Here is a 13549-nt window from a genome sequence, read left to right on the forward strand (position 1 = left end):
TATTCCCTCGCCGTGGATCGCCGCTCCCTCGCCGTCACCGCCGCGCTGGCGGCCCTGTGGCTCGCGGCCGGCTACCTCAACGTCGCGCGCGGCGCTGCGCACGCCGGGGCGGGGTACCGGTTCTGGTCGTTCCAGCACCACTGCTACTCCGACGTCATCGCGCTGCACGGGGATCGCTACCTCGGGGGCGCGCACCCGCTGCCCTACCTCGAGGATCGGATCGAGTACCCGGTCCTGCTGGGGCTCGCGCTCTGGCTGCCGTCGTACGTCCCCGGCGGCGCGCTCGGTCACTTCACCGTCACCTACCTCTTCCTCGCGGCCTGCCTCGCCGTGACGCTCCTCGCGCTCGCGCGGCTCCCCGGCGCGCGCCCGTGGTGGCTCGGCGCGACCCCGGCGCTCGTCTACTACGCCGGGCTCAACTGGGATCTCCTCCCCATCGCGCTCCTCGCCCTCGCGCTCCTCGCGGAGGAGCGCGGTCGCGTCGCCGGGAGCGGCGCGCTGGCGGCGCTCGGCGTCTCGGCGAAGCTCTTCCCGGCGGCGCTCGTCCCGCCCGCCCTCGCCGCGCTGGCGTCGAGGCCCGGCCCGCGCCTGCGCGCGCTCCTCCGCTACGCGGCGGCGCTCGCCGGCGTCGTCCTCGCCGTGAACCTCCCCTTCGCGCTCGCGGCGCCGGAGCGGTGGAGCTGGTTCTTCCGGTTCAACGCCGGGCGAGGCGCGGAGAACTCCATCTGGGACGCCCTCGCCATCCCGCGCGGGCCGCTCCTCGAGGCGCTGTCCGCGGGGCCGCTCGCGCTCGCCGCGCTCGCCGGCGCCGCGGCGACCTTCCTCGCAGCGCGCCGGGGCGGGGACGCGCCGCGGGCCGCCCGGCTCGCGACGGCGCTCGCGCTCGTCGTGTGGATCGCGACGAACAAGGTGTGGAGCCCGCAGTACGCGCTCTACGGCTTCCTCGCCGGCGCGCTCGCCGCCGCGCCCGCGACGCTGTTCGCGGCGCTCACGGCAGCGTCGATCTGGGACTTCCACGTGGCGTTCGAGGTCCGGGCCCGGCGCTGGGAGCCTTGGTTCCGCGACCACCTGTTCCACCCCACCGCGGTGGTCCGCACCCTGCTCTGGCTCGTGCTCGCCGCGCTCGTCGCCCGCGCGCTGTGGCGCGAGGCGCGCGGCGCCTCCACGCTCCGGACGCGCAGAGCCGGCGCGCGGGGTAGCGAGCAACGCTGTCAGTAGTCCTTCGACCAGACGAGGCTCGCGCCGCCCGATCCGGACGTGCCGTAGCGCCCCTCCGCCGTCCAGCGCGGCGTGATGCGGTACTCGACCCGCATCTCGTTCTCGTTCTCGCCGCGCTCGACGTTCGCGTCGAACCGCCGCACGTAGCCGATGTAGACCTTGTCGGTGACGTACTTCCCGGCGCGCAGCGCGCCGGAGTCGAGGGCGACGGTGTCGAGGGGCAGCTTCTGGGCGACCAGGTTCTTGAACGCCTGGGTGGCGACGGCGCCGAGGGCGGCCTTGCCGGCCTCCTCGCCGGTGAGCGCGCCGACCTCTCCCGAGCCGCGCTTGATCTCGGTGCGGCCGGTCGCGATGAGCATCGCGATCTGCCCCTCGTCCATCGGCGGCTTCGAGGAGAGCCGGATCTCGGGCTCGCTCAGCGGGCCGGCGACGGCCACGGTCACGACCGCCTCGGGGTTGTCGTAGGTCGCCTCGACGTCGAGCATCGCCGCGGCGGGCGGACCGCCGGTGAACTGGACCCGGCCGCGCGTGATGTCGAAGTGGCGGCCGCCGATCGGCTCCACGAACCCGCGCACGACGGAGACCTCCCCCGAGGCGTAGGAGCCCGCGCCGGCGAGCTCGTAGCGCACGTCCGCCTTCAGCTCGACGTTCTCGAGCGGGCTGTCGCTCTTCACGAACAGCTGGCCGGGCGCGACGACGTGCACCGCGAGCGTGAAGGGCTTCGCCCGCGGCGCGGCCGGGGCCCCGGCTGCGACCTCCGCCGCGGCCTCGGCGCGCTTGCGGCGCTCGCGGATGGCGCGCCGGCCGACGACGATGTCGTCGCGCTGCTCGAGCGGCTGGAGCGTGCGCGGGGTCCGCGACGGGAGGCGGACGGTGCCGCCCGGGACCTTCACCTCGAGCCGCAGCGCGTCCGCCGTGTAGGTCCCGGTCGCGTCGGCGCGGAGGTCGAGGTTCGCGAGCTCCTGCCCGTCCCGCGTGACGGCGAGCGTCTCGGCCCGGAGGTGCGCCTCGACCGGAGAGCTCGCCGACGCGAGGTCGTGCGCGAACCCCGAGACCTCGAGCCGTCCGCGGCCCCGCTGCGCGGAGAGCCGGCGCAGCTCGAGCGCGTCGTCGTTCACCTCGAGGTCGAGCAGGACGCCGGTCCACTCCCCGTACTCGGCGATCGCGAGCTTCCCGTCGGCGAGGAGGACCTTGCCGCGCGGTCGCGGCCGGCCGAGCGGGCCTCGCGCCGTGACGTCGGCGGTGAGCTTCCCGGAGGCGCTGCGCACGACGCCCGGCAGGAGCGCGGGCAGGACTCCCAGGTCGAGCCCCGTCGAGACGACCCGCGCGTCGAGCGGCGCCGAGCGCAGGGGTGGCCCGCCGGCGCCGAGCCCGAGCGGCGCCTCGAGCACGCCGCTCGCCTCCATCGTCCCGCCCGCCGCCGCGCGGAGCGCGACGTGCGCCTCGGTGCGGGCCCGCTCGTGGGTGGCGCGCACGGAGACCTCGCCGAGCGGCCGCCCGTCCACCGCGATCCCGCTCCCGCCGAGATCGATTCGCACCACCGGCGCCGCGAGCGTCCCTCCCGCCGACACGCGCCCCTCGACGACGCCCGCGAGCGGCACGTCCGCGCCCGCCGCCCGGGCGAGCTGCACGCGCGGGACGACCGCGTCGAGCGTGAGCGGCGTGCTCCGCAGCCGCTCGGCGGCGAGGAGCCGCTCGAGGGGGGCCGCGAGGGATCCGTCGAGCCGGAGCAGCGCGTCTGAGCCGAGCGTGACCTGGCCCGTGACGCCGACCCGCGCCGCGTCGAGCGCGACCCCGACGGTCGCGCCCACCTCGCGGTAGCCCGCGAGCACCGCGTGCGCGAGCCCGACGGTCACGTTCCCGCGCGGCGCGCTGGCGGTGCCCGTGAGGGTCGCCCGCGCGTCGAGCGTGCCCTGGAGCTCCTCGGGGAGGCCGAGCACCCCGGCGAGCGCCGCGACGTCGAAGCTCGGGACGACGGCGCTCACCTCCACGGGCGCCCTGCGAAGGGCGGCGACCGCGTCGGCGGGACGGGCGACGAGCTCCCAGAGATCGAGCGGGGCGGCCGCGTCGAGGGCGAGCGCCGGGGCCCCGCCGTAGGTCGCGCTGGCATGGAGCGCGGCCCGCTCCCCCGGGTCCTCGAGCGTGAGCGAGATCGCGAACGGGCCGATGTCGCCGTACGACCCGCCCTCGAGCGACCCCTGGGCGGTGAGATGGGGCGCGCCGGCCGTCCCCTCCACCGTCACGTCCAGCGCGGCGATCCCCTCGAGGGACGAGGCGGCGCCCGCGGCCGCGAGCACGGGGGCGACCGGGAGCGCCTCCACCCGCACCCGCGCCGAGAGCCGCGCCGCCGGCGAGCGGTCGAGGGGCAACGGCAGGTCCGCGGTGACGTCCACGGCGCCGCCGCCCGCCCGCTGCACCGCGACCGAGACGGCGGCCCGTCGCCCCTTCCCGTCCCAGCTCGCGGTGCCCGTGGCGTCGAGGCCAGCGAGGCCGCGCACCGCGCCGCCCGAGAGCTCGAAGCGGGTGTCGAGCAGGGGCCGGCGGGTGGTGCCGGTCGCCCGCGCCCCGGCGGTGAGGCTCCCGGCGACGCCGAGGCCGCGCGGGATGACGCCGGGCGGGAGGCGCGTCAGGTCGACGCGGACGAGGTCCGCGCGCGCGTCGAGCGTCCCGCGCGCGCCGAGCCCTCCCTCGACGGCGACGCGCTGCTCGCCGGAGACGAGCTCCAGCCGGTCCACCGCGGGCCCCGCGAACCGGACCGTCGCCGGCTGCGTGAGCTCCCAGCGGGCGCCCGGGTACGCGAGCGCGAGGCGCGAGACGAGGACGCGGTCCCGGCGCGGGCCGAGCGTGCCGCGGGCCTCGACCGCGAGCGGCTGGTCGCCGACGGCCGGCAGCGACGCGGTCGCCGACACGACCGCCTCGTCCTTCTCGAGCCGCGCGCTCAGCACCACGCCGCGCGCGACGTCGTCGCTCCCCGAGCGCACCGCCGCGGCGGTCCCGGCGAGGTGCACCACCGGGCGCCGGAGGGGCCCGGCGGCGTCCGCCTCGAGCCGCACGCCGCGGAGCGCGAGCTCGCCGAGGCGCAGCGCCGGGGCGTCGCCCGTCGCGCGCAGCACCGGGGATCGCTCGGTCCCCGTGAGCGCCGCCTCCACCCGCGCCCTGCCGGAGAGCGCGGGGAGCTTCGCTCCGAGGAGCGCGCCGAGGTTCCGCATCGCGCGGCCGAGATCGGCGGCGTCCGCCGTGAGCTTCCCGGAGACCGCGCCGCCGGGGCGCCAGCGCAGCCCGCCGTCGAGCGCGAGCCCGGGGGCGCGCAGCGTGAGCCGGCGCACGTCGTACGCGCCGCCCTCGGCCCGCGCGACGAGCTCGCCCGGCCCGAGCTCGCCCGAACGGAGCCGCGAGCGGGCGATGGAGACGACCGCGTCCCCCCGGAGGTCCTCGAGCCCGCTGCCCGAGAGCGCGCCGCGCCCGGAGAGCGTCACCTCGCCGGCGGGCGCCGCCGCGTGGAGGCCGGAGGGATCGAGCCGGTCGACGGCGACGACGAAGCCGAGCGCGCGCGGACCGGCGAGGCGCAGCGCGACCGCGGCGTCGCCGCGCCCCGGCCCGGGCGGCGCCGCGGGCCCGCCGGCGTCGGCGCCGGGCTCGACGTGCGCGGCGGCGGTGAGGCGCGCCCCGTCCGACTCGGCGTAGACCGTGGCGGCGAGATCCGCGCCGCCGCCCACCTGCGGCAGGAGCGCCCGCGCCTGGTCGCGGGCGACGTCGAGCCGGGTGATGGCGACACGCCCGGCGAGCGTGGCGACGTCCACGTCCCCCACGAGCGAGACCGCCGTACCGCCCAGGTTCGCCTGCAGGAGCCGCGTCCGGACGCGGTTCCCCCGCTTCTCCGCCACCACGTCGAGCGAGATCGGCGCGGCGATCGGCAGGTCCTGCACGCCGCGCAGGCGCAGCTCGAGGTCGGCGTCGGTGGGGCCCCACGTCCCGCGAGCGTCGAGGTCGAGGTCGCGACCCTCGAGGCGCGTCGCGCCGTCCGCGTCCACCCACCACACGTCGCCGCCGCGGATGGCGAGCGACGTCACGCGCACCGTCAGGCCGCCGCCGCCGGGAGCGGGCTCCTGCGGCGGCTGTGCCGGGCGCGGCGGGGACGGGTGGGCCGACGCGAACGCGCGCGCGAGCGAGAGGCCCCCGCCCTCCTCCTCCTCGAGGAGCACGGTGGGCCCTTCGAGCGCGACCGCGAGGCCCACGCTGCCGCGGCGGAGCTGGGTCACGTCGATGGCGACGCGCGCCCGGTCCACGGCGAGCACGAGGTGCCCGTCGGGATCGACGACGCGCAGGCCACGGATCTCGACCGCGCCGTCCGCCCGCACGACGAGGGCCGCGAGCTCGAACTTCCCGGCGAGCGCGTCGTCCACGAGCCCGATCACCAGCCGCGCGACGATGGGGCGGCCGAAGGAAGAGGTCGCGAACAGGGTGACCGCGGAGAGGAGCACCCCGACGAGCGCCGCGAGGCCGAGGAGGACGATGCCCGCGAGGCGGAGCGCGGCGGCGAGCGCGCGCACTAGAACGCCTCGCCGATGGTGATGTGCACCGCGACGATGGGCTCCCGGTGCTCCCTCGGCGCGCTCGGGTTCGAGGGGACCGCCGGGAAGCGGTGGTTGAACGGCACGCCGGCGGAGAAGTCCGTCGGCAGCCGCATGCCCACGTCCACCCCGATCGGGCCGAGCTGCGTCCCGTAGCGCAGCCCGGCGCCCGCGGCGAGCTGCACGTCGCGCGGATCGAGGACGGTGCGCCACTCGGTGCGGCTCGCGCTCGGCGCCGCCACGTTCGCGCCGTCCACGAAGACCGTCCCGCCCCAGCTACCCGAGATCGCGTAGCGCAGCTCGATCGAGCCGTCGACGAGCCCGTTCCCGCCGATCGGCACCCAGTCCTTGTTGTTGTCTTGCACCATGGGCGACATCCGGCGCGTGTAGTAGCCGCGCATGGAGATCGGCCCGCCCGCGTAGAAGCGCGCGACGATGGGCGGCGTGCCGGGCTCGGCGAGGGGGACGAGCGCGCCGACCCGCGCCCGCGCGCCGAGCACGAGCGACCGCGACAGCGGCCAGAACCCGCGCACCTCCGGGAGGAGGCGCAGGTAGCGGTAGCCGATGTTCACGATCCGGAAGCCCTCCTGCACCGAGAGCCCGACGTAGTAGCCCCGCCGCGTGTTCACCGGGTCGTTCCGGCCGTCCCAGGCGAACCGCTGCTCCAGGTAGGAGAGCAGGCAGACGCTGCTCGGGCAGCCGACGAGGAGCGGCCGGGTCTCCACGTCCGGCAGCCCCGGCGTCGGCGTCACGACGGCCTGGCGCTCGCGGGAGAGCTGGTACACCTCCAGGTTGTAAGAGGGCACGAACGTCCAGCGCGGCGCGATGCGGACGGGAAGGCCGAGCTGGACGCGCTCCGACCAGAAGGCGTAGGCGGCCTCGAGCCCGCGCTCGAGCTCCACCCGGCTCGACACGTCGATGCGGCGCGCGATTGCGGCGGGCTGCTGGTACTCGAGCCCGAGCTGGCCGACGATCCCCTCGCGCTGCCGCGCCCACGGGGTCGGCAGCCAGGCGTAGCCGGCGCGCAGCTCGACCCCGACCTTGCGCAGGTCGCCGAGGAAGTTCCGGTGTTGCCACCCCGCGTTCGCGCGAGCCTCCCAGCGCGTCGCCTCGATGCCGAGCCCCGGCCCCGCGCGGATGGTGCGGAACGGCGCCTCGCGCACGGCGACCACCACCGGGATGATCCCCCGCTCCACGTTCGGCGTGCCGCGCGTCACCCGCACGCCGGCGAACACGCCGAGGTCGAACACGCGCGCCTGCGCCTTGGGCAGCTTCGAGTCGTCGAACCAGTCGCCCGCGGTCACGTCGATGGAGGCCTGCTCGCGGATGAGGTCGCGCGAGACGGCGGCGGTGCCCGCGACGAAGATCGGCCCGAAGCGGAAGCGTCGCCCCGGCGTGACCTCGTAGGTGACCTGCGCGGTCCCCTCGAGCGGGAGCACCTGCGCGGACTGCTTCACCTCCGCGTTCGCCCAGCCGGTGGTGCGGAGCGCCGAGGTGATGGCCCCCTTCGTCCGGTCGTAGTCGGACACGCGGAAGACCTCGCCCACCTCGAGCGGCAGCTTCTCGAGCCGCTTGCGGGCGTCGGGCGCGTCGTCGAGGCCGGTGACCCGGACCTCGGTGACGTGCACCGGCTTCCCCTCCGAGATCCGCAGCTCCACCCGCACCCGGCCCCGCCCGTCGGGCAGGACCTTCACCTCCTCGACGCGCGCCTCGTAGTAGCCGCGCTCGCGGTAGTAGGCCTCGATCCGGCGCCGGTCGACCGCGAGCGCGTCGGGATCGAGGCGGAAGCCCTGGCGCGCGACGAGCCCGGTGACGCCCGGCGGCGCGGCCGGCTCCTGCGTCGCGAGCTTCGCCTTGATGTCCGCGGCGTCGAGCGCCTTCACGCCCGTGAGCTCGACCTTCGTGACGATGGGCTCGCTGGCGGTGCCGCGACCGCGAAGGCAGCCGGACGCGCCGAGCGCGAGGAGCGCAACGAGGACGACGAGCGCGGGGGCGGCGCGGCGCACCATAAGGCCCCGGGATTATGGCCCACCCCGGCGGGCACCGCCGGCATGTTTCGGGCGCCTGGCGGCGCGCCCGATGGGGGTTGCCGCTCGGTGACTGCGCGCCTACCCGGGCGCGGAGAGGAGCAACCCGAGGTTGCGCTCCTCCCACGCCTTCGCCCGCGTGAAGTCCGGGTACGCGCGCTCGCGCCGGCGGAACTCCGCGCCGTGGACGACGCGGCGCCCGTTCACCTCCCGCGCCGGCACCGCCTGGTGGAGCATCTCGTGGAACACCACCATCGCCACGTAGAACTCGGGCACCTCGGGGCGGTCCAGCGTCGGGTGGATGCGGATGATGCGCGCGTCCTGCACGTACACCCCGGTCTTCACGGTGCGGCGCCGTCGCCCGCCGCGGACCGGCCCCCATCCGATGCGCGCCTCGATGGCGCCGGCGAAGTGGGCCCCGTTGAGCCGCTCGTAGATCGCCTGGAGATCATGGGCGCGACCGCGCGGCTGCAGCCGATCGGCGCGCGGGACGGCGATGCGCGCGCGGTTGTGCCGGACGAAGGCGTCGATGCGGGAGCCGGCCTCGCGCCGGCGGGCCGCGGCGCCGCGCGCGGGGCCCGCGAACGCGGCGAGGGCCCGGACGACGTCCCCGGGGGCCTCGAGGAACATGTGGTGGACGCGGTAGTGCAGCCCCGCCGGGCCGCGCCGGAACGACACCATGGTCGAGCGGTTGTCGTGCACGGTGAGGCGCACGCGCTCGGCCAGGATGTCGGCGAGCGAGTCGGCGAGCCGGCTCGCGGCGGAGAGCTTGGCCTCGCGCGTCGCACGGCGCGCGTCGAAGAGCTCGAGCTGTCGGTTGGCCTGCGGGGGACGGGGCACGGGCGGGCCCGATCCTACGGAGGGGGGCTCCCGCCATCAAGGGCCGCCCCCACGACCGGCGCGGCTCACGGGTGTCGTGCGGGCGGACGGGCAGGGCCTCGGCCGGTGCGGGCGCCCTGAACCCCGAAGACTCAGCCCTCCGTCCCCTCTTCCTCCGCGAGCAGCCGCTCGACGCGCTGCGGCTCGCTCCGGAGCAGGAGGACCTTTTCCTGGCTGTAGGTGACCGCGCCCGGGGCGGCGCCCTTCTGCTTGCGGACGAACTTCGCGCGCGTGTAGGCCACGTCGGCCTGCGGCTCGCCGCGGGCATCGGAGAAGTGCACGGCGAGGTTCGCGGCGTCGAGGAGCGTGTCCTGGTCCGGCCCGCGGCCCTTCTCCAGCCGCACCACGACGTGCGCGCCGGGGATCCCGCGCGCGTGCAGCCAGAGGTCGTTGCCGCGCGCGACGCGGAGCGTGAGCCGGTCGTTCTCGGCCGCGCCGCGGCCGACGAGGATCGCGGCGCCGCTCGCGGAGCGGAACGCGCGATAGGGGACCGCCTCCTCGCGGGCGCGCGCGCGCTCCGCGGCGCTCCGGGAGCGCGCGGGCTGCTGCGGCCGCGGGCCCGCCCCCAGCCGGCGCGCCTCGCGCTCGAGGCGCGAAAGCTCCTCGAGCGGCGCCCCGTCGATCTCGCCGAGGAGCGCGCGGAGCGCCGCCTCGCGGCCGCGCACCTCGGCCGTGCGCGCCGCCACCCGCGCGGCGCTCTCCACGATCCGGCGGTAGCGGCGGTAGTACCGCTCCAGGTTGGCCTGCGGCGTGAGCGCCGGGTCGAGCGCCACCTGGACCTCGCGCGGCCCCTCCTCCGTCCACTCGGTGACGGTCACCTCCCGCGCGCCCCGCTTCACCGCGCGCAGGTTCGGCTTCAGGAGGTCCGCCATCCGCCGGTCCGCCTCCGCGGCGGGGACGCGCGCCGCCTCCTCCGCGAGCTTCGCGAGGGCGCGCCCTGCGCGGGCGACCCCGGCGCGGACCGGCTCGCGCAGCCGGCGGCGGGCCTCGGCGACGATCCGGTCCTGCTCGAGGGTGGCGTAGTGCGCCTCGATCGCCGCCGAGAGCGGGAAGGGAGAGGCGAGGTCGGGCGTGAAGCGCGGCCGCTCCGGGCGGGCGGGCGGGTTCGCGGGAGGCTCGTAAGGCTCGCCCGGGACGAGCTTGCGCCGCTGGGAGAGGTTTCGCCCCGCGCTCGCCTGGATGATCCCGTCGGCGCCGAGCAGGAAGAGGTTCCCGTGCCGCCCGGTCAGCTCGCCGACGAGGCGGAGCGCGCCGCGAGGCGTCTCGAAAGCGAGGGCCACCACGCGATCGCCCGGCAAGGACTCGAGGCCGACGAGGCGCGCGCCCTCGATCTCGCGGCGCAGGACGGCCTGGAAGGGGAACGGCGAGGGCGGCTGCGGCGGGCGTGCGCGCACGGCGTGGAGGCGCGTGACGTCCGGCTCGGCGGAGAGGAGGAGCAGCGCAGGGCCGGAGCGGCCGTACAGCTCGAGGGTCAGCGCCCGCTCGGCGTGCACCCGCACCGCGTCGACGCGCGCTCCGGCGAGCGGGGCGAGCTCGCGGACCACCGCGTCGATCTCTCCGGCGTGAAGCGACATGCCGCGGATCCTAACGACGAAGGCCCCAAAAAAGCAGCGGCCGCCCGGAGGCGGCCGCGGCGCTGCGCGATGAAGCGCGCCGTCGCTACTTCTTGGCGGTCTTCTTCGCCGCCTTCTTCTTCGTCGTCGTCTTCTTCGCGGCGGGCTTCTTCGTCGTCTTCTTCGCAGGCATCGTGTTCCCTCCTCGGAACGTCCATCCGATGTCGCTTGTCGCTGGACATTCAAGAATGGACAAGTTGCGCGGAGGTTAGCGCGCCGAGATCACACACGTCAAGCAAGCGTCTCGCGAATTTCACCCGCGCGACGCGCGGAGGCGCGGCGCGATCGTCCGAGAGATCGTCTCGCGGTCCGTGAAGCGGCGCGTATGGGTTCACGAAAGGTGATCGGAGCGCGCCGCGCCCGCGCGCCTGCGTGCCTTGACTTCGCGACGTGCGGATCGTTACGTCCCGCAGGTGTTTTAGAGAGGGGAAGCCATGCTCCAGACGAAGCTCCTCGCGTTCACGAACCTCGGCGCCGAGTGGGTGCTGTGGCTCCTCATCGGCCTCTCGATCGCTTCGGTCGGGATCATGATCGAGCGCCTCGCCTTCTTCCTCTCCCGCCGGGCGATCGACGTGGACGCGCTGCAGGCGCGCCTCCTCGATGGGGACCTCGCGGGCGCCGCCGCCGCCGTGGCGGGACGCCGCGGGATGGAGGCGGACGTGGTGCGCGCCGCGGTGACGCACGCCGCGAAGGGGCCCGAGGCCGTCCGCGAGGTCGTGTCGGGGACGATCGAGCGGGCCCGCATCGAGTACGAGCGGCGGCTCGCCTTCCTCGGCACCCTCGGCAACAACGCCCCCTTCATCGGCCTGTTCGGCACCGTGCTCGGCATCATCCGGGCGTTCGTCGATCTCTCGCGCAACCCGGGGGCGGCCGGCGCGGGCACCGTGATGGCAGGGATCAGCGAGGCGCTCGTCGCCACCGCGGTCGGGCTGTTCGTGGCGCTCCCCGCGGTGGTCGCCTACAACCTGTTCCAGCGCGGGCTCCGCCGCACGGCGCAGCGCGCGACGGCGCTCGGGCACGCGGCGGTCGCGCACCTCGAGGCGCGCCCCGTCAGGGAGGCGTGACCGATGGCCGGATTCTCCGGCGGCGAGGACGAGGACGACCTCATCAGCGGCATCAACGTCACGCCGCTCGTCGACGTCGTGCTCGTCCTGCTCATCATCTTCATGGTGACGGCGACGTACATCGTCCGCGCGGCGATCGAGGTCGAGCTGCCGCGGGCCGCCCACGGCGGCGAGACGACCGGCACCGTCCTGACCGTCGTGCTGACGCGCGACGGCAAGGTCTTCCTGGACGGGGTCGAGCGGAACGATCAGGAGGTCGTCGCGCGGACGCGCGAGGCGGTCCGCAAGGACGCGGGCACGCGCGCCATCATCTCGGCGGACAAGGGCGCGCTGCACGGCGCGGTGGTGCGCGCGATCGACCTCGTGCGCGACGGCGGCGTCACGCGGTTCGCCATCCACGTCGAGCGGGAGCGGTGACGGATGGGGCGCCTCGAGCCCCACCTCGCCTACGCCGTCTCCGCCGCGCTCCACCTCGCGGCGCTCGGTGCGCTCTCCCGGCTGCCGCCCCTGCCCGCGCCCGGCGAGGACCTCCGAGTGGAGGTGATCGACGCCGCGCCGCCTCCCGCGCCGGAGCCGCCCGCCCCCACCCCGGAGCCGGCGCCGCCGCGCGAGCCGGAGCCGGCGCCGCCGCGCGAGCCGGAGCCCGCGCCCATCCCTCGCCGCCCCGTCCCGCGACGGAGCGCCCCGGCGACTCCCGACGCGCCGCGCCTCGCGCGCCCCGATCCGGCGCCGCCCCCGCCCAACACCGAGCCCCCGCGCGACGCGCCGAGGCGCGCCCCGGTGCGGGTCGGCGTCTCGATGTCGGCGACCACCGAGGGCGGGAGCTTCGCGGCCCCGGCCGGCAACACGCTCCACGGCGAGGCGCCGCGCACCGCCCCCGAGCCGGAGGACGTCCAGGCCTACCGCTCCGAGCGATACGTCCCCCCGGCACAGGTGACGACCCTGCCCCGCCCGGTCGCCTGCGAGATCCCGCAGGCCGAGTACCCCGAGGCCGCCCGCCGCGCCGGGGTGGAGGGGCGCGTGGTGCTGACGCTCGTCGTGGACGAGGCGGGCCGCGTCGCCGAGGCGAAGGTGGTGGAGGAGCCCGGCCACGGCCTGGGGGAGGCGGCCGTCGCGGGCGTGAAGCGCCACTGCCGCTTCGAGCCCGCCCGCCGCGGCGAGGAGCGCGTGGCGACGCGGCTGCGCTACACGGTCCGCTACGAGCTGCCCTAGCAATCAGGGCAGTACTGCGGCTCCGATCACCCCGGCATCATCCCCCAGCCAGGCGTGCTCGATGCTGAGCTGCTTCACCGCGGACTTCGAGACCTTCTCGTCGAACGCGCTGCGCACGAGGTCGCCGAGCGCGGGGCTGCCGAGCAGGACGCCGCCGCCGAGGATGAGCCGGGCCGGGTTGAGGAGCGTGACGAGGTTCGCGATGGCGGTGCCGAGGAGCTCGCCGACCTCCCCCCAGAGCGCCCGCGCGTAGGCGTCGCCCTCGCGGTAGGCGTCGTCGACGAGGCTCGCGTTCACCCGGCCGAGATCGCCCGCCACGCGCTCGAAGATGGCGGTGCGGGCGCCCGCGGCGATCTCCTCCCGCACCCGCGCGGCGACGTTCACGCCGGAGGTGTAGGCCTCGAGGCAGCCCCAGTCGCCGCAGCCGCAGCGCCGCACCGACGTCTCCGGCCGGAGCGGGCAGACCTTCACGTGGCCGAACTCGCCCGCGACGCCCTGCGCGCCGTCGTAGAGGCGGCCGTCCAGGATGAGCCCGGAGCCCACGCCGGAGCCGACGAACACGAGCACGACGTCGTCGAGCCCCTTGGCCGCGCCGAAGCGCTTCTCGCCCCACGCGGCGACCGAGAGGTCGTTCGCCACCCGCACCGGCAGCCCGAGCGCGTCGCAGAGCAGCGCGCCGAAGGCGACGTCGCGCCAGCCCAGGTTCGGCGCGTTCAGGACGACGCCGGTGCGCCCGAGGCACTGGCCGGCGACGCCCACTCCCACCGCGCCCACCGCCCCTGTGGCGAGCCCCGCCGCGGCCGACGCCTCGGCGATGGCGTGCTGCACGACGGCGACGACGCGCGACGGCTCGCGCTCGCGGAGCGGCTCCTTGTGGGCGGCGACGATCTCGCCCGTGTCGGTGTCGACCACCGCAGCGCGGGCGTTCGTCCCGCCGAGGTCCACGCCGATCCCGAGCGGCATCG

The 13549-nt window shown here is 76.4% G+C and carries 10 protein-coding genes; 4 read left to right on the forward strand and 6 right to left on the reverse strand.

The window, feature by feature from the left end; all coding sequences use genetic code 11:
• The first annotated feature begins 12 nt into the window (after positions 1-12).
• Complete coding sequence (locus tag MLV88_RS18190; protein WP_243338267.1) at positions 13-1218, forward strand: hypothetical protein; 1206 nt, start codon at positions 13-15, stop codon at positions 1216-1218.
• On the opposite strand, the gene MLV88_RS24690 is transcribed toward MLV88_RS18190, so the two are convergent.
• The 5 genes from MLV88_RS24690 to MLV88_RS18215 form a co-directional block, all read right to left on the reverse strand.
• On the reverse strand, positions 1212-5768 hold the full coding sequence (locus MLV88_RS24690) for a translocation/assembly module TamB domain-containing protein (protein WP_243338268.1): 4557 nt from the start codon (positions 5766-5768) through the stop codon (positions 1212-1214). The two genes, MLV88_RS18190 and MLV88_RS24690, sit on opposite strands and share 7 nt — an antisense overlap.
• Positions 5768-7798: a BamA/OMP85 family outer membrane protein gene (locus MLV88_RS18200; protein WP_242341493.1), complete on the reverse strand. Its 2031-nt coding sequence runs from the start codon at positions 7796-7798 to the stop codon at positions 5768-5770. The genes MLV88_RS24690 and MLV88_RS18200 overlap by 1 nt, the downstream gene beginning before the upstream one ends.
• 99 nt (positions 7799-7897) lie before the next feature.
• Entirely contained in the window at positions 7898-8656 is a 759-nt protein-coding gene (locus tag MLV88_RS18205; protein ID WP_242341492.1) for a hypothetical protein, read from the reverse strand.
• A gap of 131 nt (positions 8657-8787) precedes the next feature.
• Complete coding sequence (locus MLV88_RS18210) at positions 8788-10269, reverse strand: NFACT RNA binding domain-containing protein (RefSeq protein WP_242360940.1); 1482 nt, start codon at positions 10267-10269, stop codon at positions 8788-8790.
• An 85-nt stretch (positions 10270-10354) separates the two neighbouring features.
• Entirely contained in the window at positions 10355-10504 is a 150-nt protein-coding gene (locus tag MLV88_RS18215) for a hypothetical protein (RefSeq protein WP_242341563.1), read from the reverse strand.
• 238 nt (positions 10505-10742) lie between these two features.
• On the opposite strand from MLV88_RS18215, the gene MLV88_RS18220 reads away from it, so the two are divergent.
• From MLV88_RS18220 to MLV88_RS18230, 3 genes are read left to right on the forward strand one after another with little or no spacing between them, the layout of a single operon-like run.
• On the forward strand, positions 10743-11372 hold the full coding sequence (locus MLV88_RS18220; protein WP_242341564.1) for a MotA/TolQ/ExbB proton channel family protein: 630 nt from the start codon (positions 10743-10745) through the stop codon (positions 11370-11372).
• 3 nt (positions 11373-11375) lie between these two features.
• Complete coding sequence (locus MLV88_RS18225; RefSeq protein ID WP_242341565.1) at positions 11376-11789, forward strand: ExbD/TolR family protein; 414 nt, start codon at positions 11376-11378, stop codon at positions 11787-11789.
• Positions 11790-11792: 3 nt separating this feature from the next.
• On the forward strand, positions 11793-12584 hold the full coding sequence (locus MLV88_RS18230; RefSeq protein WP_242360942.1) for an energy transducer TonB: 792 nt from the start codon (positions 11793-11795) through the stop codon (positions 12582-12584).
• Positions 12585-12587: 3 nt separating this feature from the next.
• Here MLV88_RS18230 and MLV88_RS18235 read toward each other — a convergent pair whose 3' ends face one another.
• Positions 12588-13547 carry an ROK family protein gene (locus MLV88_RS18235; protein ID WP_242341472.1) on the reverse strand — a complete coding sequence of 320 codons (960 nt, stop codon included), beginning with the start codon at positions 13545-13547 and terminating at the stop codon, positions 12588-12590.
• Between the last annotated feature and the right edge of the window lie 2 nt (positions 13548-13549).

The sequence above is a fragment of the Anaeromyxobacter soli genome (genome assembly GCF_022808855.1).
Taxonomy (GTDB): Bacteria; Myxococcota; Myxococcia; order Myxococcales; family Anaeromyxobacteraceae; genus Anaeromyxobacter; species Anaeromyxobacter soli.

What these genes read in the sequence shown, in the direction of transcription:
- MLV88_RS18200 (WP_242341493.1), bottom strand. Translation starts at nt 7,798, where the DNA reads ATGGTGCGCCGCGCCGCCCCCGCGCTCGTCGTCCTCGTTGCGCTCCTC.
- MLV88_RS18210 (WP_242360940.1), bottom strand. Translation starts at nt 10,269, where the DNA reads ATGTCGCTTCACGCCGGAGAGATCGACGCGGTGGTCCGCGAGCTCGCC.
- MLV88_RS18220 (WP_242341564.1), top strand. Translation starts at nt 10,743, where the DNA reads ATGCTCCAGACGAAGCTCCTCGCGTTCACGAACCTCGGCGCCGAGTGG.
- MLV88_RS18225 (WP_242341565.1), top strand. Translation starts at nt 11,376, where the DNA reads ATGGCCGGATTCTCCGGCGGCGAGGACGAGGACGACCTCATCAGCGGC.
- MLV88_RS18230 (WP_242360942.1), top strand. Translation starts at nt 11,793, where the DNA reads ATGGGGCGCCTCGAGCCCCACCTCGCCTACGCCGTCTCCGCCGCGCTC.
- MLV88_RS18235 (WP_242341472.1), bottom strand. Translation starts at nt 13,547, where the DNA reads ATGCCGCTCGGGATCGGCGTGGACCTCGGCGGGACGAACGCCCGCGCT.